The sequence below is a fragment of the Arthrobacter sp. B0316-1-20 genome, from assembly GCF_059091865.1.
In genome coordinates, this window is sequence record NZ_JBNHHC010000019.1 from 89,958 (window position 1) to 108,975 (window position 19,018).

13 protein-coding genes are annotated in these 19,018 nt (G+C 66.4%); 6 read left to right on the forward strand and 7 right to left on the reverse strand.

The window, feature by feature from the left end; all coding sequences use genetic code 11:
• Positions 1-33: 33 nt before the first annotated feature.
• On the forward strand, positions 34-3,525 hold the full coding sequence (locus tag AC5RW2_RS26355; RefSeq protein ID WP_493961807.1) for a S41 family peptidase: 3,492 nt from the start codon (positions 34-36) through the stop codon (positions 3,523-3,525).
• A gap of 81 nt (positions 3,526-3,606) precedes the next feature.
• Here AC5RW2_RS26355 and AC5RW2_RS26360 read toward each other — a convergent pair whose 3' ends face one another.
• The 5 genes from AC5RW2_RS26360 to AC5RW2_RS26380 form a co-directional block, all read right to left on the reverse strand.
• Positions 3,607-4,044, reverse strand: a complete 438-nt coding sequence (locus tag AC5RW2_RS26360) for an OsmC family protein (protein ID WP_493950183.1) — start codon at positions 4,042-4,044, stop codon at positions 3,607-3,609.
• A gap of 174 nt (positions 4,045-4,218) precedes the next feature.
• Positions 4,219-4,569, reverse strand: coding sequence for a hypothetical protein (locus AC5RW2_RS26365; RefSeq protein WP_493950184.1), 351 nt, complete (start codon positions 4,567-4,569; stop codon positions 4,219-4,221).
• A 170-nt stretch (positions 4,570-4,739) separates the two neighbouring features.
• Positions 4,740-6,488: a 2-oxoglutarate dehydrogenase, E2 component, dihydrolipoamide succinyltransferase gene (gene sucB, locus AC5RW2_RS26370; RefSeq protein ID WP_493961808.1), complete on the reverse strand. Its 1,749-nt coding sequence runs from the start codon at positions 6,486-6,488 to the stop codon at positions 4,740-4,742.
• Between the two features lie 112 nt (positions 6,489-6,600).
• Positions 6,601-7,983 carry a dihydrolipoyl dehydrogenase gene (gene lpdA, locus AC5RW2_RS26375; protein WP_493950186.1) on the reverse strand — a complete coding sequence of 461 codons (1,383 nt, stop codon included), beginning with the start codon at positions 7,981-7,983 and terminating at the stop codon, positions 6,601-6,603.
• A gap of 182 nt (positions 7,984-8,165) precedes the next feature.
• Positions 8,166-9,689, reverse strand: coding sequence for a leucyl aminopeptidase (locus tag AC5RW2_RS26380; protein ID WP_493961809.1), 1,524 nt, complete (start codon positions 9,687-9,689; stop codon positions 8,166-8,168).
• Positions 9,690-9,954: 265 nt separating this feature from the next.
• Here AC5RW2_RS26380 and AC5RW2_RS26385 point away from each other — a divergent pair, with 265 nt between their 5' ends.
• From AC5RW2_RS26385 to AC5RW2_RS26400, 4 genes are all read left to right on the forward strand, one after another.
• Positions 9,955-10,938, forward strand: a complete 984-nt coding sequence (locus AC5RW2_RS26385; protein ID WP_493961810.1) for a proteasome assembly chaperone family protein — start codon at positions 9,955-9,957, stop codon at positions 10,936-10,938.
• Between the two features lie 34 nt (positions 10,939-10,972).
• Positions 10,973-12,328, forward strand: coding sequence for an MFS transporter (locus AC5RW2_RS26390; protein ID WP_493961811.1), 1,356 nt, complete (start codon positions 10,973-10,975; stop codon positions 12,326-12,328).
• A 95-nt stretch (positions 12,329-12,423) separates the two neighbouring features.
• Complete coding sequence (locus AC5RW2_RS26395) at positions 12,424-13,695, forward strand: DUF4192 domain-containing protein (protein ID WP_493961812.1); 1,272 nt, start codon at positions 12,424-12,426, stop codon at positions 13,693-13,695.
• Positions 13,696-13,944: 249 nt separating this feature from the next.
• On the forward strand, positions 13,945-15,216 hold the full coding sequence (locus tag AC5RW2_RS26400; protein ID WP_493950191.1) for an RNA polymerase sigma factor: 1,272 nt from the start codon (positions 13,945-13,947) through the stop codon (positions 15,214-15,216).
• 243 nt (positions 15,217-15,459) lie between these two features.
• On the opposite strand, the gene AC5RW2_RS26405 is transcribed toward AC5RW2_RS26400, so the two are convergent.
• The gene (locus AC5RW2_RS26405; RefSeq protein ID WP_136785104.1) at positions 15,460-15,681 is read right to left on the reverse strand and encodes a DUF7455 domain-containing protein; all 222 of its coding nucleotides are present in this window, start codon (positions 15,679-15,681) and stop codon (positions 15,460-15,462) included.
• Positions 15,682-15,932: 251 nt separating this feature from the next.
• On the opposite strand from AC5RW2_RS26405, the gene AC5RW2_RS26410 reads away from it, so the two are divergent.
• Positions 15,933-18,044 (forward strand): DNA gyrase/topoisomerase IV subunit B, encoded by a 2,112-nt coding sequence (locus AC5RW2_RS26410; RefSeq protein WP_493961813.1) that lies wholly within the window; start codon positions 15,933-15,935, stop codon positions 18,042-18,044.
• Here the strand turns inward: AC5RW2_RS26410 and AC5RW2_RS26415 are convergent.
• Complete coding sequence (locus AC5RW2_RS26415) at positions 18,041-19,018, reverse strand: M56 family metallopeptidase (RefSeq protein WP_493950193.1); 978 nt, start codon at positions 19,016-19,018, stop codon at positions 18,041-18,043. The genes AC5RW2_RS26410 and AC5RW2_RS26415 overlap by 4 nt on opposite strands.

The window sequence follows — 19,018 nt, forward strand, 5'->3', positions numbered from 1 at the left end:
AGGGCTGCTGCCGGCCGTGACTAAGATCGAGGCATGACTTTATCCAGCTACTTCCGCTACCCGCACGTGCACGCCGATCTCGTCACGTTCGTCGCCGAGGACGATGTGTGGGTGGGACCCCTTGCCGGGGGCAGGGCGTGGCGGGTTTCGTCACTGCAATTGCCGGCCAGGAACCCCAGGTTTTCGCCGGACGGGCAGAGTCTGGTCTGGGGCGTGGTGCAGGCAAGCGCGCCCGAGGTGGTGACGGCCTCGGTCGATGGCGGCGGCTTCCGCCAACTGACCTACTGGGGCCATGCCTCCACAAGGGTCAAAGGTTTCACGCCCCAGGGGGAAGCCTTGGCGACCAGCTCGTTCCAGCGTGAGGAATCCCGGCATACCTGGGCCTACGCCGTGCCGCTGGACGGTTCCGGTGCCCGCGTGTTGCCCTTTGGCCCGGTCGACTCCGTCGCGTTCGGCCCGGAGCTTGGGGACGAGCGCCCCGTGGTGGTCGGCAGCGTGCTCTCGCGCGAACCGGCCTGGTGGAAGCGGTACCGTGGCGGCACGGCCGGGAAACTGTGGATTGACCGCGATGGAGGCGGCGAATTCGAGCGCCTCGCCGCTGAGCTGGACGGGAACCTGGCCGATCCGATGTGGATCGGAGACCGGATAGCGTTCCTCAGCGACCATGAAGGCCATGGCAACCTGTATTCGGTGCGGCCGGACGGTGCGGACCTGCGCCGGCACACCGATCATGCCGGCTTCTACGTCCGCCACGCTTCAACCGACGGCACCCGGGTGGTCTTCGAGTCCGCCGGCGAGCTGTGGCTGCTCGATTCCCTGGCGGCGGAACCGCGCCGGCTTCACATCACGTTGGGGTCGGCCTCGACCAGCCGCCGCGGCCGCCCGCTCAACGTGGCACAGCATCTGGCGTCGGCCGTGCCGAATCCGAAGGGAACGGCCTCGGTCATCGAGGCCCACGGAACAGTGCATTGGCTGACCCACCGGGACGGTCCTTCGCGCGTCGTGGAGTCGACGCCGGGCGTCAGGGCTCGGCTGGCGCGGCCGCTGGGGGACTCGCGGGTGGTCTATGTTGCCGACCACGGGGGCGAAGAGGCCCTCTACATCCGTCAGGTTTTCGAACAGCTTCCGCACCTCGAGGTGCCTGCCCCGACCGAAACCAGTGCGGCACCTGCTGAACCGGAGCAGGTCGGCTTGCCGCGCCCGGTCTCGGCCTCCGCCGTCGTCAATCCGACCCAATCCCAACCCATCGTGGAGGTGCGTTCCGTCGGAAAGCAGAGCGGCAGCGGAGCGGGCGTCCAGGAAGCGGAGGCGCGTTCGGCCGCAGCCCTGGCTCCGCAGCAGTTGCGCCGAGTGGAACTGCCCGGACCGGACCGGGTGAGCGCGCTCGCCGCCAGCCCGGACGGGACGTTGGCGGCGGTGGCCACCGAGTACGGACTGCTGCTGGTCCTGAACGCGGAGAGCGGGGATCTGCGCCGGCTCGCGGGCACCGACCACGGGGCAGTCAATGAGCTGGCCTTCTCACCCGATTCGCGCTGGATCCTGTGGGCCGAGCCTGTGACGGCGGAGGGTACCCGGACGCGTCTGCGGCTGGTCCGGGCGGACGGCACTGGCGGCATCATCGACGTGACCGACGGACGCTTCCGCGACCACGGGCCGGCGTTCACCCCGGACGGCAAGTTCGCCGCCTTCCTCTCGGAGCGAAGCTTCGACCCGGTCTATTCGACCCACAGTTTCGATTTGGGTTTCCCGGCATCAACCAAGCCGTTCCTGGTGGCCCTGGCCGCCGCCACTCCCTCGCCGTTCGGTCCCTCGGTGCACGGCACCTTGCCGGATGCGCCGCCGGCAGGGGAGAAGGAAGACGGCTCGCCGGACGGCGGCGAGACCAAGCCTGCAGCCGCGGAGATCGCCGTCGATGCGGAACGTCTGGCTGAGCGGATCATCCCGGTCCCGGTCCAGCAAGGCCGCTATACACGCCTCACCGCGGTGGACGGTGCCTTGCTGTGGCTGGCCACTGATCCCGCCGGCGTCACCGGAGAAGGACGTGCTTCGGCGGAGGATGCAGAGCAATCCCAGCGGCTGGAGCGGTTCGACCTGTCCCGCCGCGAGGTTTCCGTGCTGGTGCCGGCGCTGGATGCCTACGAAGTGTCGCATGACCGCAAACGGGTGGTGTACGTGCACAAGTCGAAGGTCAGGGCCGTGCCCGCCACCGGAAAGGTCGACGACGACTCGCCGGAGAGCGTGCAGGTGGACCTGAGCCGGATCCGGCTCACGCTGGAGCCGGTCAAGGTCTGGGGCCAGGCCTTCGACGAGGCCTGGCGGCTGCAGCGCGACTTCTACTGGGCCGAGGACATGGCGGGTCTGGACTGGCAGGGCGTCTACGACCGCTACCGGCCGCTGGTGGAACGCCTCGGCTCCCACGACGACCTGGTCGACCTGCTCTGGGAGCTGCACGGCGAACTGGGCACGTCGCATGCCTACGTCACACCCGCACCGGTCACCGAGCCCGGCGCCGGCAAGCAGGGACTGCTGGGGGCCGATCTGGTCCGGACCGACGCCGGCTGGGCCGTGCAGAAGATCCTGGCCGGGGAATCATCGGATCCGCTCGCTCTGTCTCCGCTGACCGCCCCGGGCGCGGCCGTCCAGCCGGGCGACGTGATCGCGGCCGTGGACGGTATCCCGGTGGACCCGCTCGCCGGGCCGGCGCCGCTGCTGGTGGGCGCCGCCGGCAAGACGGTTGAACTGACCATTATCAACGGAACCGGCAGCCCGGAAGCCGGCCTGCAGCGGCGGATTGCCGTGATCCCGATCCGTGACGAGGAGCGGCTCCGCTACCAAAACTGGGTCGCCGGCAACCGCCGCAACGTCCGTGATGCCTCGAACGGGCGCTTCGGCTACCTGCACATTCCGGACATGGTGGCACGCGGCTGGGCCCAACTGCACCGTGACTTGGACGTGGAGACAGCCAAGGACGCCCTCGTCATCGATGTCCGGCGCAACCGCGGCGGTCATACCTCGCAGTTGGTGGCCGAGCTGATCGGCCGCAAAGTCAACGCCTGGAGCCTCGCGCGCGGCGAGCAGCCGGGCACATATCCCGCACATGCCCCGCGGGGTCCCGTCGTCGTCCTCACTGATGAATATGCCGGCTCCGACGGCGACATCATCACGCAGGTGAGCAAGCTGCGCGGCATCGGCCCCGTGGTCGGGACAAGGACCTGGGGTGGCGTGGTCGGCATTGACGCGAAATTCGCGCTGGCCGACGGCACGGGCGTGACCCAGCCGCGGTACGCGTTCTGGTTCACGCAGGGCGTGGGCTGGGGCGTCGAGAACTACGGCGTGGAACCGGACATCGAGGTGCCGTTCCCGCCGCACGCGTACGGTGCGGGGGAGGACCCGCAGTTGGAGCACGGGGTGGGGATCCTGAAAGAGATGCTGGGCGAACTGCCGACCGACCAGCCACCGGCCCGCACCGGCTACCCCGTGCTGCGGCCCGGACCGCTGCCGCCGCGCCCGCAGGACGTGCGCTGACCTTCGCCGGGTCGCAGTTGGCCTCAACAGAAAAGCCCCGACGCACCAGGATGCGTCGGGGTTTTCTTGTCTTGTTCGGGCCTAGCTGGCCAGGGTGGCGTCAAGCGTGATGCTGGGCACCGAGGCCAGCGCCTTGGACACCGGGCAGCCTTCCTTGGCAGCCTGCGCACTGGACTGGAAGTCGTCCTCGCTGATGCCGGGCACGGTGGCACGGACGGTCAGGCGGATTTCGCTGATCTGCGCACCGTCAGAGGTATCGAAATCCACCTCGGCAGTCGTCTTGATGCTTTCGGCCGTGTGGCCGGCTTGCTTGAGAATGTTGCTGAACGCCATCGAGTAGCAGGAGGCGTGCGCCGCCGCAATCAGTTCCTCGGGGCTGGTCTTGCCTTCCGACTGTTCAGTGCGTGCCTTCCACGTGACGTCGTAGGTGCCGATTCCGGACGTTTCGAACGTCGTCTGGCCGCTGCCGCTGGCGAGATCGCCCTTCCAGTTGGTGCTTGCGGTACGTGTTGTAGCCATGTGTCCTCCTTGGTCGATGTGCTCGGATGCGTTCCGGCCGTGCCGGCCGGGTGCGGCCGATGCCGTCATCCTCATCCTAGGGGAGTTGCCGCGGCCTGTCCGGTGGCACCGGGTTAAGCCTCTGCGGCCGGCCCCAAGTCCGGGGCCGGCCGCAGAGACAAATGCTTCAGCGGGTTAGTTCCACAAGGTCGCGATGGCAACGTTGAGGAGCGCCAGACCACCGACGGAATGGGCCAAGCCGGCGGAAATCGGTTCGCCGGCCTTGTACTTGCGGCGGCCGATGAACGCGAGGACGAGGACTACAAGCGCGATGACCAGCTTGATGCCCAATTTGATGTAATTCGCGTCCAGGTCCATGGCCGGTATCAGGCCCATCATGATGACGCCCGTGATGACCTGCAGGGCCGCGCCGTCGAACTGGCGCGGGTGGACGGTGGGCTTTTTCATGTTGCCGATCCAGATGCCGACAATCATGGCTGCACCAACGATGTGCAGGAAGACAAGGATGTTGTAAAGGATCACCATAGGCCCAGCTTAGCGGCCGGCCGCGGGCTCCAATCCGCGGCATGCCGCGGTACGCCGAATTTCTCTACCTGTTGTAGAGCAACGCCGAAGGGAGACGAAAACAGCGGCGGGCTGCGTCCAAGAGTGAACGCAGCCCGCCGCCGATTCATGCGTCGTGCGGAACGGCCGGGTTAGAGGCCCAGGTCTGCCTCGAACTGCCCGGCTTCCAGACGTGCCCGCAGCGTCTGCAGGAAACGCCCGGCATCCGCGCCGTCGACCAAACGGTGGTCGTAGGTCAACGAGAGGTACATCATCGAGCGGATCGCGATCGAGTCGTCGCCGTTCTCATCCTGAACCACCATCGGCCGCTTGACGATGCTGCCGGTCCCGAGGATACCCACCTGCGGCTGGTTGATGATCGGGGTGTCGAACAGGGCCCCGACGCTGCCGATGTTGGTGATGGAGAACGTGCCGCCGGAGAGCTCGTCCGGGCCGATCTTGTTGCTCCGGGTGCGGGCCGCCAGGTCGGCGATCTTCCCCGCCAGACCGGCAAGGTTGAGGTTGCCTGCGTCATTGATGACCGGTACCAGCAGGCCCTTGTCGGTATCCACCGCAATCGCCAGGTGCTCGGCGTTGTGGTAGGTGATCTCCTGCTTTTCCTCGTCGTATTCTGCGTTCAGCTTCGGATGTTGCTTGAGTGCCTCCGCCACAGCCTTGGCGATGAAGGGCAGGAAGGTCAGCTTGACGCCGTTCTGTTCCTGGAACGACTTTTTGGCGCGTTCGCGGAGCTTGGCCACCTTGGTCATGTCGATCTCGTGGACCTGGGTGAGCTGCGTGGAAGCGTCGAGAGACTCGCGCATCCGGCGGGCAATGACCTGGCGGATCCGCGGAGCCTTCTCCACCGTTCCGCGCTTGGTTGAGGCTGCTGCCTGGGCGGGAGCTCCTGCGGTGGCTGCCGGGGCTGACGGAGCCGCCGTCTTCGCGGATTCGGCTGCTTCCAGTACGTCCTGCTTGCGGATGCGTCCGCCCACGCCGGTGCCCTTGACAGTGGACAGGTCCACCTTGTGCTGGTTGGCCAGTTTGCGGACCAGCGGAGTGACATAGCCGGAGTCGGAAGCTGCGGACGCATCGGCTGGGGCAGGCGCCGCCTTCGGTGCTTCTGCAGCAGGCGTCTCGGCCTTGGGCGCTTCGGCCTTCGGCGCTTCCGCGGCGGGCTGTTCGGCCTTGGCGGGCTCCTGGACCGGGGCCTCGCGGTCCTGGGCCGGCGCGGCGGCCACCGGCTCGGCTTCCTTCGGCTCCGCCTTGGCGGGACCGGCACCGGTGCCAATGATGGCCAGGACGGAACCGACCTCGGCGGTCTCGTCCTCGGCGACCTTGATTTCCTGGACCGTGCCGGCGACGGGGGACGGGATTTCGGTGTCGACCTTGTCGGTGGAGACCTCGAGCAGCGGCTCATCGACCTCGACCGTGTCGCCGACCTGCTTCAGCCAGCGGGTGACGGTGCCTTCGGTGACGCTTTCGCCCAGGGCCGGAAGGGTGACTTCGGTGCCTTCGCCGGACCCGGCGGCCGGAGCCTCCTCGGCCGGGGCTTCCTGCTGGGCCTCTTCCTGCTGCGGTGCTTCCTGTGCAGCGGCCTCCTGCTGCGGCTCTTCTGCCGGGGCTTCCTCGGCGGGAGCCTCTGCGGCAGCCTGGCCGGAATCGGAACCGTCGCCAATGCGCACCAGCGGGGCTCCGACGTCGGCGGTCTCGTCCTCAGCCACCAGAATCTCTTCAACCACACCGGCCACGGGAGAGGGGATTTCCGTGTCGACCTTGTCGGTGGAAACCTCGAGCAGCGGTTCGTCGACTTCCACCCGGTCGCCGACTTGCTTCAGCCAGCGGGTCACAGTGCCTTCGGTGACGCTTTCACCGAGGGCGGGCAAGTTCACGGTTTCAGACATGTCGTCCCCGTTCTCCTTTGAGTCTATTTTCCGGCCTGGCCGGTACATCGAGTCTTACTTTTGAGCCTAGTGCACCCGCCCGGTGAGGGCGGGTGCACTAGGGGGAAGCTTGTTATCCGTGCAGCGGACGGCCGGCCAGGGCCATGGCGGCTTCGCCGAGCGCCTCGTTCTGGGTCGGGTGCGCGTGGAGGAGTGCTGCAACATCCTCCGGGTAGGCTTCCCAGCTGACGATCAGCTGCGCTTCGCCGATCTGCTCGCCGATGCGGCCGCCGATCATGTGCATGCCCACGATGGGGCCGTCCTTCTCGCGGACCATCTTGATGATGCCGCTGGTGCCCAGGATGGAGCTCTTGCCGTTGCCGGCCAGGTTGTACTCGACCGTCTCCACGTTGTCCTTGCCATACTTCTCTTCGGCCTGCGGCTGGTTCAGGCCGACGGAGGCGATCTCCGGATCGCAGTAGGTGACCTTCGGGACGTTGATGTCCTCGATCACGGCCGGCTTGTTGCCGGCGATTTCCTCCGCCACGAAGATGCCCTGCTGGAATCCGCGGTGGGCCAACTGGACGCCCGGCACGATGTCGCCGACGGCGTAGATGTTGCCGACGCCGGTGTGCAGGCGCTCGTTGGTGATCACGAAGCCGCGGTCAACGGTGACGCCGGCTTCCTCGAAGCCCAGTCCGGCAGTGCTCGGCCCGCGGCCTACTGCAACCAGCAGCAGGTCGGCCTCGAACGTCTTGCCGTCCGCCAGGGTGACCACGACGCCGTCGTCATTCTGCTCCACCTTGTCGAAGAACACCCCGGTGTTGAACTTGATGCCGCGCTTCTTGAACGCACGCTCCAGCTGCTTGATGATGGCCGGGTCCTCGTTCGGGACCAGCGAGGGCAGGCCCTCGACGATGGTGACGTCCACACCGAACGACTTCCAGACGGAGGCGAACTCGACGCCGATCACGCCGCCGCCGAGGATCACCGCGCTCTTGGGCAGGGTGTCCATCTGCAGGGCGTGGTCGGAAGTGATGACCTTGCCGCCGATTTCGAGGCCGGGGAGCGTCTTCGAGTAGGAGCCGGTGGCCAGGACGATGTTCTTGCCCTTGTAGGCGGTGCCGTCGACCTCAACGGTGTCCGTGCCGACGAGCTTGCCTTCACCCTCGATGACGGTGATGCCCTTCGACTTGATCAGGCCGGTGAGGCCCTTGAACTTGCCCGCAATGATGCCGTCCTTGTAAGCGTTGACGGCGGCCATGTCGATCGAGTCCATGCTCAGGTTCACGCCGTACTTCGAGGCGTCCTTGGCGTGGTCGGCCAGCTCGGCCGAATGCAGCAGAGCCTTGGTGGGGATGCAGCCGTTGTGCAGGCAGGTGCCGCCGAGCTTGGCCTTCTCCACCAGGCCGACGCTGAATCCCAGCTGTACGGCGCGCAGGGCCGCGGCATAACCGCCGCTGCCGGCGCCGAGGACCAGGATGTCGAATTCTTGCGCTGTTGCCGAATCGGCCACGTGAACGCTCCCTCGCGTGTTCGCAACGTGTGGTGACACGTCAATGAGTTGATTGGGGTTGAGATCGAAGTTGGTTTGGGTTTCACCTTAGCGGTCCCGCATACCATCATCTACTCGGTGACAGCACCAAGTGGGCGGATTGTGGGCGGACTCACGCCGGAAGGTGGGCAGGCATACGTGCCTTAGGCGCTGCGGGCAACCACATCCTCGGCGTAGGCCACCAGGGTGCGGACTGCGACGCCGGTGCCCTCCTTCGGGGTGTAGCCATGCGGCGACCCTTCGTTGAAGGCCGGGCCGGCGATATCCAAGTGCGCCCAGGGGATGCGCACGCCGGCGGTTTCGCCCACGAACTCACGCAGGAAGATCGCGGCGGTCAGCATGCCGCCGTACTTGTCGCCCATATTGGACAGGTCTGCCACCTGGGAATCCAGGCCGGAGCGCAGTTCCTCCGGCAGCGGCATTGGCCAGAACAGTTCCCCCGCCCGATCCGCGGCAGCCTTCACGGCATCGCGCACCGGTTCTTCGCCCATGACGGCGCCCACCCGGCTTCCCAGCGCAACCATCTGCGCGCCGGTCAAGGTGGCGACGTCCAGCAACACATCCGGATGTTCCTCGCTGGCCGCGGCCAGCCCGTCCGCCATCACCAACCGGCCTTCGGCGTCGGTGTTGAGCACTTCCACCGTCTTGCCGCCATACATGGTTAATACGTCGGAGGGGCGGGACGCGGTGCCGGAGGGCATGTTTTCCGCCAGGCAGAGCCACGCGGTGGCCTTCACCGGCAAGCCCAACTCGGCGATGGCTAAAACAGCGTTCAGAACGACGGCGGCACCCGCCATGTCGCACTTCATGGTCATCATGCCGGCGGCCGGCTTGAGCGACAGGCCGCCGGAGTCGAAGGTGATGCCCTTGCCGACGAAGGCGAGTTTCGCCTTGGCCCGGACCGGGGCATATTCCACCTTGACCAACCGCGGCGGCCGGGTCGATCCCTTGCCGACGCCGGTCAGGCCGCCGTAGCCGTCCTTCTCCAGCTTGTCCTCGTCCAAAACGGTGACTTTGACCGGCAGGCCCTTGGCCATCTGTGCTGCTGCCTCGGCGAACGACGCAGGATAGAGGTGGCTCGGCGGCTGATTGACCAGGGAGCGCGTCGCATTGACCGCGCGGCCCAGCACGGAGGCCCGTTTAAGGGCCTTGGCCAGTTGTTTGTCGCCGGCAACGGGCGTGAGCACCGTGGCCTCGGCGACCGGGCTGCGGCCACCGTTTTCGCGGCTGCGGTGTTCAGTGAAGGCATAGGCGCCGAGCGCCGCGCCTTCGGCCACAGCCGCGGCTTCGGCCACTGTTGCCGCCGGCAAGCCCAAGGCCACGGACTGGACCCCGGCCAATTGGCGCACCGCCGAGCCGGCGGCACGGCGCAGGGTCTCGATGGTCACAGCGTTGCCGGGCAGCAGCTTCCCGACGCCGGCCAACACCAGCACGTCGGTGCCGGATTCCGGCAGGCCCGGCAGCCGGTGGACTTCGTCGGCCGCGCCGGTGACGCCGAGCAGCGGCAGGGCATCCGCGAGGGCCTGGGCGGACTTGGCTGACAACGGATTCTCCAGCAGGATCGGGCCGTCGCTGCCCTGCCCGACCGCGATGACGAGGGCATCGGACTTAGCTTTTTTGACATCCTTGGCAATGGCGCTGAGCTTCAGCTCGGTCGTGGGGATCACGCAGATCTGTCCTAACTTCTCCTTCAGCCGGCCAGCGCGGAACGGGTGTGGCCGTCGCTCACCGGTTGCATACCGTTGTGTTTACAGTGGTTCCAGCAGAAAAAACCCGAACAGGCATTCGCCGGAACCAGGGCCTGCACCTGTCGATCGTAGTCTCTCCCGCCCGGATGCGCTGTTTCGCACGCCCTGCCGCGGGTCCGCAGCCGCGGAATTTTTCCGCGTGTCCGGGCGCTGACATGACAGAGGGCCACGCACGGCAGGGAAGATGATGCCGGAGGAGGAGGGAACATTGTTGGATCCACGGTCGCTGATGTCGACCAACGCTGAGTTGTTCGATTCACCCGCGCTGCGCGGGCTTGACCTCATCATGGGGTTCACCGGAGCAGCCGAAGCAGGTCACGTGGTGGAGCAGATCGGCGACGAATTGCTCGATGAGCTCGATGCCCAGCTGGTTGCTGCCTTCGACGCCGACCAGCTGGTGGACTACCGCAGCAGGCGGCCCAAAATCAGGTTCGCGGGGGATCACTTCACTGACTACGAAGCACCCGCCATCGAGCTCTACCGGCTGGTCGATGGGCTCGGCACGCCGTTCCTGCTGTTGACCGGTCCGGAACCCGACTACCAGTGGGACCGTTTCTCCGGTGCGGTCGTCTGGTTGGCGAACCGGCTCCAGACGCGTTTGGTCGCATGGGTCCAGTCGTTGCCGATGCCGGTGCCGCACACCCGGCCGATTGGCGTCACGGTCCACGGCTCGCGGCAGGATCTCATCAACGGCATGACCACGTGGAAGCCGCAGGCGGAATTGCAGGCGGGCATCGGCCCGCTGCTGGAAGTGCGACTGGCCGAGGCCGGTCGGGACGTCGTCGGCTATTCCATCCATGTGCCGCACTACCTGGCCGACGCCCAGTACCCGCCTGCCGCCGTCGCCGCCTTGGAGTACATTGGCGCCGCTACCTCGCTGATGCTCCCGACCGACCGCCTGCGCGAGAACGGGCGCGACATCGAGGGGCAGATTGACCGGCAGGTACAGGACTCCGCCGAGGTCCAGCGCGTCGTCGGCCACCTCGAAGAGCGCTACGACGAATACGCCGGGCACGAAGAGCGACGGTCCCTGCTGGTCAAGGACAACGAAGAGCTTCCAGACGCCGACGAACTCGGCGCCGCGGTAGAAGCGTTCCTCGCCACGCAACCCGCGGTCGACAGCGACGGAGGCAAGGGGCCTACCGCCAAGCCCGGACCCTCCGATTAGTCCTGCGCCGCGGGCAGCGGGCAATATTGGAGGCATGGATTCGCGGCGTGCATGGTGGGTGTGGGGCAGCGGAATCTTCGCCTATCTGGTCGCGATCACCCAGCGCACCTCTTTCGGTGTAGCCGGCCTGCAGGCCACTGAGCGCTTCGACGCCACTGCCGCCGCTCTGTCGACCTTCACCGTGGTCCAACTGGTGGTGTACGCGGGACTGCAGATCCCCGTTGGCCTCATGGTGGACAAATACGGTCCGCGGGTGATGGTGGCCGGGGGCGCCCTGCTGATGCTCGGCGGGCAAACCGCACTGGCCTTTGCATCGTCCGTTCCGGAAGGGCTGGTGGGCCGCATCCTGGTGGGGGCCGGCGATGCCATGACCTTTGTGTCCGTGCTGAGGCTGTTGCCCAGCTGGTTTAGCGCAAAGCGCATTCCGCTGCTGACCCAGCTGACGGGCCAGCTGGGCCAGATCGGCCAACTGCTCAGCGTCATCCCCTTCGTGGCGGTCTTGAATCTTGCGGGTTGGGCGTCGGCGTTCCTCTCCGTTGCCGCGCTGTCCGCAATTGCCTTCGTGCTGGCGCTCGCCGTGGTCCGCAACGAGCCGGGTCAACAGAAGAAGCCGTTGCCGCCGACGCTGCGCCAGACCGGGGCATCGCTGGCCGATGCCTGGCGGGAACCGGGCACCAGACTGGGGCTGTGGACTCATTTCACGGTCCAGTTCCCCGCCAACGTGTTCATGCTGATGTGGGGCTACCCGTTCCTCATCTCCGCCCAAGGCCTTACGCCGGCCGCAGCATCAGTGCTGATGACGGCAGCGGTGCTGACATCCTTCGTTGCAGGTCCGTTGCTGGGCGGCTGGGTGGGCCGGCATCCATTGAGACGATCCACGATGGTCCTGTTGATCATTGGAACAATGTCGGCAGCCTGGCTGTGTGTGCTGCTCTATCCCGGCCCTGCGCCGTTCTGGCTGCTTCTGCTGCTCGTGATGGCGGTATCGATCGGAGGCCCGGGGTCCATGATCGGCTTCGATTTTGCGCGGACGTTCAATCCGCTCAGCCGGGCCGGTACGGCAACCGGCATCGTGAACGTCGGGGGTTTCATCTCCGCGTTGCTGGTGATGTTCGGCATGGGCGTTGTGCTGGACGCGTTGCTGGCCAGCGGCTTTTCGCAGGGCGAGTTGTATGCGCTGGACTCGTTCAAGCTGGCCTTCAGCCTCCAATTCGTCTTCCTGATCGGCGGCACGCTGGCGATTTTGACCGTGCGCAAGCGGGTGCGCACGCGGATGTCCCACGGCGGTATCACTGTGCCGCCGCTGCGCGATGCGCTGGCAAGGGAGCGGCGCAGGCGGCGCGAGCGGATTCAGGAACGCCGGGAGAGCGGCGGCAGCCGGCGCGGCTGACAACCTTCCCTCCACACGGCCTTCTGCGGCGTGCTTGTCCACAGGAGCGATCCGTTGCCTAGCCGCCGCGGCCGCTGGGGCGGCAAGCTCCTGCCATGGAGAAGAAGAAGTTCACGGCCCGCCAGCCCGTCGACGTCCTGGGCTTCGTGCCGCACACACTCGGCTTCTTGCCTTCCGACAGCGTGGTGCTGTTGTCCCTCTCCGGCGGCCGCCTCGGTGCGACCCTGCGCCTGGACCTTCCCGGAAGCGGGGACACGTGCCATCTGGAGTTGTTCGCCGATACCGCAGCCGACTACCTGCGCTCCGACGAGGGCGCCGACTCCTCGCTGCTCATCCTCTACACCGACCACGCGTGGCGCACACCGGACCGGCAGCCACATGCCGAACTTGTTGCCGCCCTCGGCCGTTCCTTAGGTGCTGTTGGGCTGCCGGTCCGCAGCGGTTGGACGGTCGGCACCGAGCATTGGCGGGAGCTCTACTGCAGCGACACCTCCTGCTGCCCGCTGCCCGGGCGTCCGGTGTCGCAGATCCGGGACAGCGCTTTGAACGCGGAACTTGTCTACAGCGGCAGTATGTATGCCGCGTCGGCGGCGGCCGCCGCGGCCGGTCCTGCACCGGCGCCAACTTCCCGCGGAGAACACGCAGCAGTCGGGTTCGTTCAAGATGACGGAGAAACGGCATCAGGTGCCTCATCATCCCCGGAATCCCTTCCGCCGGTCATCCAGCGGGAGGCAGAGCAACTGGCCGATGGCCTTGCCGGAAGCTGGACGCATCCGTCTTTCTTCTTCTATACACTCCGCCGGTGGGAGCATTGCTTGGCTGCCAACCAGGCGAAAACATTGACCGCCCCTGCGCAAGCCTTCCTGCTCGCAAGCCTGACTGAAAACGCGGTTCGGGACGCCATCGCCATCTTCGCGTGCAACGGACTGGAGACCGCTTACCTCTGGGCGGGTGCGGCAGGCCTGCTCCGCGAGCCGGATCCCCGAGCGGATGCGGCGGCGGACTGTGAGCCGCTGCCGAAGACCGACGATCCTGGGGCAGCCCGGAACTGGTCGAAAATCCTGGTCGGTGATTCGCCCCAGGCTCCGGACTGGGAGCGTGTGGATGCCACCGCGCACCTGCTGGCACAACTGCACACGGTGGGTGCCGGCCGCTCTCGCGCCGCTGCCGGTACGCTGCACGCCTGGATTGAATGGGCGCGGGGCCGCGGCTCGCATGCCTATCAGCGCGCCGAGGCGTGCCTGGGCGAACAGCCCGGATACCGGCTCGCCGAGCTGGTCCGGGAACTCGCGGGCAGCGGAATGCTGCCGATGTGGGCACGCCGGCGCGAGACGGCTTGGCCCGGCCACAGGCATTTGACCGCTTAGCCGGCACGCCAGCGGCGTCAAATCCGGTTCTTCCGGCAGCCTGAATCGTGAGACAATGGGAACCGAGACCCGGTTGGGTTCGTGTTTCAAACAGCGGTACTTCCTTCGGGGAATACCGCAGCCGCGGAGCAGGTTATGCCATGCAGACCCTGCGCCCGTGACATGGTTTGAAATCAAACACGGACTTGACAGGGTCATAGTGGTGTTGCCCGCAGGTAGCGTCACAGACCGCCGTACGAAAGGTTCTCTGTGTCACCGGACAAGAAGACTGTTGCAGCTCCCGACGAGGAGACTGCTGCCTCCGCTCCGAAGAAGTCCGCGACTGCCAAGCGCACCGGCGCCCAGTCAGCGGCAGCGGCAGAAGCCGCTCCCAAGCGGCGCGGCCGAAAGCCGGGTGCTGCCGCCAAGAAGGATGCGAACACTGCCGAGCCGGCCACGGAAGAAGTCGACGAAGATCCGGACGTCGAGCCGGAACCCGCGGACGAGGATGTCGAAGCGACCGAGGAAGCCGGCGGCAAGAAGGGCAAGGAAGGCGAAACCGGTTCCGGCTTCGTTTACTCCGACGCTGACGACGACGACGCCCCGGCCCAGCAAGTAGTCTCCGCCGGTGCCACCGCGGACCCCGTCAAGGACTACCTGAAGCAGATCGGCAAGGTCGCCCTGCTCAATGCAGAGCAGGAAGTGGACCTCGCGCTGCGGATCGAGGCCGGTCTCTTCGCCGAAGAGAAGCTGGCCAAGGACGACGGCACCATGGAAACGCGTTTGCGCCGCGACCTGGAGCAGATTGTCCACGACGGCAAGCGAGCCAAGAACCACCTGCTCGAAGCCAACCTCCGCTTGGTGGTTTCGCTGGCCAAGCGCTACACCGGCCGCGGCATGCTGTTCCTGGATCTGATCCAGGAAGGCAACCTGGGTCTCATTCGCGCGGTCGAGAAGTTCGACTACACCAAGGGCTTCAAGTTCTCCACCTATGCAACGTGGTGGATCCGGCAGGCCATCACCCGCGCGATGGCCGACCAGGCCCGCACCATCCGCATCCCGGTGCACATGGTGGAAGTCATCAACAAGTTGGCCCGCGTGCAGCGCCAAATGCTCCAGGACTTGGGCCGCGAGCCTACGCCCGAAGAGCTGGCAAAGGAACTGGACATGACCCCCGAAAAGGTCGTCGAGGTCCAGAAGTACGGCCGCGAGCCGATCTCGCTGCACACGCCGCTGGGTGAGGACGGCGACTCGGAGTTCGGCGACCTGATCGAAGACTCCGAAGCTGTGGTTCCCGCCGACGCGGTCAGCTTCACCTTGCTCCAGGAGCAGCTCCACTCCGTGCTGGATACGCTGTCCGAGCGCGAAGCCGGCGTGGTGGCCATGCGCTTCGGCCTCACCGACGGTCAGCCGAAGACTTTAGACGAAATCGGCAAGGTCTACGGCGTCACGCGTGAGCGCATCCGCCAGATCGAATCGAAGACCATGTCCAAGCTGCGGCACCCGTCGCGGTCGCAGGTCCTCCGCGACTACCTGGACTGATCCCAACGTCAGCAGCAGGGCCGGCTTCCCGAAAGGGGGACCGGCCCTGCTGCCGTTAACCCATCTGCGATGTAGCAGCAGCACAAGCCGCGAGGCGGTCGCGGGCAGCGGCCTCGACCGCCGGACACAGCGACCGGACACAGCGAAGGGCGCCGTTCCCCCGGCGGGGAAACGGCGCCCTTCAAACGTGGCTACCTGCCATGCCGCGCGGTGAGGCTGCGCTGGCAGCTCTTCCGGCAGGGCTTATTCGGCGCTGGCGCCGGCCTTTTCGGTCAGCCGGCCGGTCTCGTCCTGCCACTCCGAGGCTTTCGAGCGAAGCTGCGGCTCGTGCTGCCGGGCATGGTGCCCGCAGAAGAGGAGCTCGCCGCCGGAGGAGGCCAGGACCACCCGTACATAGGCTTGGGCACCACACCGGTCGCAACGGTCCATTGCGGTCAGTTCACGGGGGGCTACTGCTGTTGTCATGATGACCTCCTTACGAGTGCGTCTATCCATACAACCATCCGGGCCTCGCAAAACTTCGCACCTTTAGGTCACTTTCGCTCACCGCGTATCACATGTGGGTAACAGCAGGGAGCTGCGTCACATGCGGCCGCACGGTTCGGCGCGGTGCACAAGCGCGTCCGCAAAGGGGATTAGCCTAGTAACGGTCCGTTATTCACGGCGGGCCGCGGCCAGGAACCGCAGTTCTGTCTTGCCAAGGAGCACCTGTACACGTGGCGCCAACGAAGTCTGAGTACACAGCACGCCATCTTTCCGTCCTGGAAGGGCTGGAAGCCGTCCGCAAACGGCCGGGCATGTACATCGGTTCAACCGACTCCCGCGGTTTGATGCACTGCCTGTGGGAAATCATCGACAACTCGGTGGACGAGGCCCTGGCAGGCTACGGGCAGAGCATCAAGATCACCCTGCACCCGGATGGGTCGGTGGAAATCCACGACGACGGCCGTGGCATCCCGGTCGACGTCGAGCCGAAGACCGGTTTGAGCGGCGTTGAAGTGGTGTTCACCAAGCTGCACGCCGGCGGCAAGTTCGGCGGCGGCTCCTACACCGCCTCCGGCGGCCTGCACGGCGTGGGCGCCAGCGTGGTCAACGCGCTGTCCTCCCGGCTGGACGTCCAGGTGGACCGCGGCGGCAAGACCTACGGCATGTCCTTCCGGCGGGGTGAGCCCGGCAGATTCATTGACCCGGCCAAGGGACCGAGCCCGGAGTCCGCGTTCGAGCCGTTTGTCACCGGCTCCAAGCTGGAGGTGGTGGGTACCGCCAAGCGCGGCGTGACCGGCACGCGCATCCGCTACTGGGGAGACCGGCAGATCTTCACCCCGGACGCCAAGTTTTCCTATGAAGAACTGCAGAACAGGGCCCGACAGACCTCCTTCCTGGTTCCCGGCCTGAAGATCACGCTGCGCGACGAGCGCAGGTTGCCCGGCACCCCTGGCGAAGACGGTCCGTTCGAAGAGGTGTTCCACCACGACGGCGGCATCGCCGAGTTCGTCGACTACCTAACCAACGATAGCGCCGTCACCGACGTCTGGCGCTTCCACGGTTCGGGCAAGTTCAAGGAAACTGTTCCGGTGCTGGACGAAAACGGCCACAGCAAAATTACCGAGGTCGACCGCGACTGCGAGGTAGACGTGGCCCTGCGCTGGGGCATCGGCTACGACACCACGGTGCGTTCGTTCGTGAACATCATCGCCACGCCCAAGGGCGGCACACACCAGAGCGGTTTCGAACAGGCGCTGCTGAAGACCTTCCGCAAGGTGATTGAAGCCAACGCCCGCAAGCTCAAGGCGGGCAACGACAAGATCGAGAAGGACGACGTCTTCGCGGGCCTGACCGCCGTGCTCACCGTCCGCCTGGCCGAGCCGCAGTTCGAAGGCCAGACCAAGGAGATCCTCGGCACCTCAGCGGTACGGGCCATCGTGTCGCGCGTGGTGGAGAAGGAGCTGGCAGCGAAGCTGGGCTCATCGAACCGCGGGGACAAGGCGCAGGCCGCGCTGCTGCTGGAGAAGGTCGTCAGTGAGATGAAATCCCGCATCTCGGCCCGCGTCCACAAGGAGACGCAGCGGCGGAAGAATGCGCTGGAGACCTCCACCATGCCGGCAAAGCTGATCGACTGCCGCACCAACGAGGTCGATCGGTCCGAGCTGTTCATCGTCGAGGGCGACAGTGCCCTGGGCACCGCCCGGCTGGCTCGTTCTTCCGACCATCAGGCGCTGCTGCCGATCCGCGGCAAGATCCTGAACGTGCAGAAGGCCTCGGTGGGCGACATGCTGTCCAACGCCGAATGTGCCGCGATCATTCAGGTGGTGGGGGCCGGGTCAGGCCGCAGTTTCCAATTGGACGCCGCCCGCTACGGCAAGGTCGTCCTGATGACCGACGCCGACGTCGACGGCGCGCACATCCGCACGCTGCTGTTGACACTGTTCTTCCGCTACATGCGGCCTTTGGTGGACGCCGGCCGGGTCTACGCCGCGGTGCCACCGCTGCACCGGGTGGAGATCATCAACGCCGGTTCCAAGCCCAACGAAGTGGTATACACCTATTCGGAGAATGAGCTGCACAAGCTGCTTGCCACCCTCGAACAGGACGGCAGGAAGTACAAGGAGCCGATCCAGCGCTACAAGGGGCTGGGCGAGATGGACGCCGACCAATTGGCCGAAACCACCATGGAACCGAGGCACCGCACGTTGCGCCGGGTGCGGATCGAGGACGCTGAAGCGGCCGAACGGGCCTTCGACCTGTTGATGGGATCGGATGTGGCGCCGCGCAAGGAGTTCATCGTGGCCGGAGCCTCGATGCTGGACCGTGAACGGATCGACGCCTAAGACGCCAGACCCGGCGCTACCAGCAGCACGGTCGGCACCGCCAGCAACAGTGCCGACCCCAGCAGCACCGCCGATTGCGCGGCGCGGCCGAGAGCCGGAACGGGGGAGAGCAGCCGCCGCAGCCGGTGCGCCGTGACAAAGGTTTCCGTTTCTGCCGCGCCGAGCAATGCCTTGGCAGGGTCGCCGACGCCGGGGGCAACAACCGCTGCCCCCGCCTCCGGCCGCTCGCCCGCGGCGACGACGGCGATCGCCCGGACGAGCGTCTCACGGTCCGAGGTCTTCAACGCGTGGTCGTCCGCGAGCATCTCGGTGAGTTCGTTCACGGCCGTCCTGGCCAGCTTCGACGTGGGGAGCCACGGCAGGGCTGACCGCCAGGCGGCGAAGGCCCACAAAAGCAGGTCGTGGCGTTGGTCCAGATGTGCCTTTTCGTGCGTCATCACGGCCTGCAGTTCGTCGGGGGAGAGCAACTCAAGCAGTCCGTTCGAGAGCACCGTGACTGAACCGCCGCCGCCTGGCAGGCAGTAGGCGACCGGTGCCGGATGGTTGATCACCAGGGTCCGCGGGGAGTCTTCGGACGGGGAACTGAGCAAGTTGAGCAGGTCGCGGTGCCGGCCGCGCTGTTTGCGGATTTTGTAGTAGGTCAGCAGCAGAGTGAAGACTAAATGGACCGTCAGCAGCAGGGCCGCGCTCAGGGCGAAGACGTGAATCAGGTCCAGTCCGGCATCAGGGCTGTTGTCCAGCAGCAGGCCGGTCAGGCCACGAAGGCCCTGCAATAGGTTTTCCCCCAGCGGTTCCAACCCCCACGTCAGCATGGCGCCGATCATGGACAACCCGCCGGCCAAGGCGATGGCCTGCCACAGCACCAGCGCCGTCTCCGGGCTGCGGGCAGTCCAGCGCGCCCGCGAGAGCAGGATGGGAGCCGGCCAAGCCAAAATGACCGCCAGAGCGGCCAGCAGGTAGGAGGCCAGAAACAT

Excerpts from the sequence above, each read along its gene's own strand:
- AC5RW2_RS26355 (WP_493961807.1), top strand. The coding sequence starts at position 34 with ATGACTTTATCCAGCTACTTCCGCTACCCGCACGTGCACGCCGATCTC.
- AC5RW2_RS26360 (WP_493950183.1), bottom strand. The coding sequence starts at position 4,044 with ATGGCTACAACACGTACCGCAAGCACCAACTGGAAGGGCGATCTCGCC.
- AC5RW2_RS26365 (WP_493950184.1), bottom strand. The coding sequence starts at position 4,569 with ATGGTGATCCTTTACAACATCCTTGTCTTCCTGCACATCGTTGGTGCA.
- sucB (WP_493961808.1), bottom strand. The coding sequence starts at position 6,488 with ATGTCTGAAACCGTGAACTTGCCCGCCCTCGGTGAAAGCGTCACCGAA.
- AC5RW2_RS26385 (WP_493961810.1), top strand. The coding sequence starts at position 9,955 with ATGATGCCGGAGGAGGAGGGAACATTGTTGGATCCACGGTCGCTGATG.
- AC5RW2_RS26390 (WP_493961811.1), top strand. The coding sequence starts at position 10,973 with ATGGATTCGCGGCGTGCATGGTGGGTGTGGGGCAGCGGAATCTTCGCC.
- AC5RW2_RS26395 (WP_493961812.1), top strand. The coding sequence starts at position 12,424 with ATGGAGAAGAAGAAGTTCACGGCCCGCCAGCCCGTCGACGTCCTGGGC.
- AC5RW2_RS26405 (WP_136785104.1), bottom strand. The coding sequence starts at position 15,681 with ATGACAACAGCAGTAGCCCCCCGTGAACTGACCGCAATGGACCGTTGC.
- AC5RW2_RS26415 (WP_493950193.1), bottom strand. The coding sequence starts at position 19,018 with ATGTTTCTGGCCTCCTACCTGCTGGCCGCTCTGGCGGTCATTTTGGCT.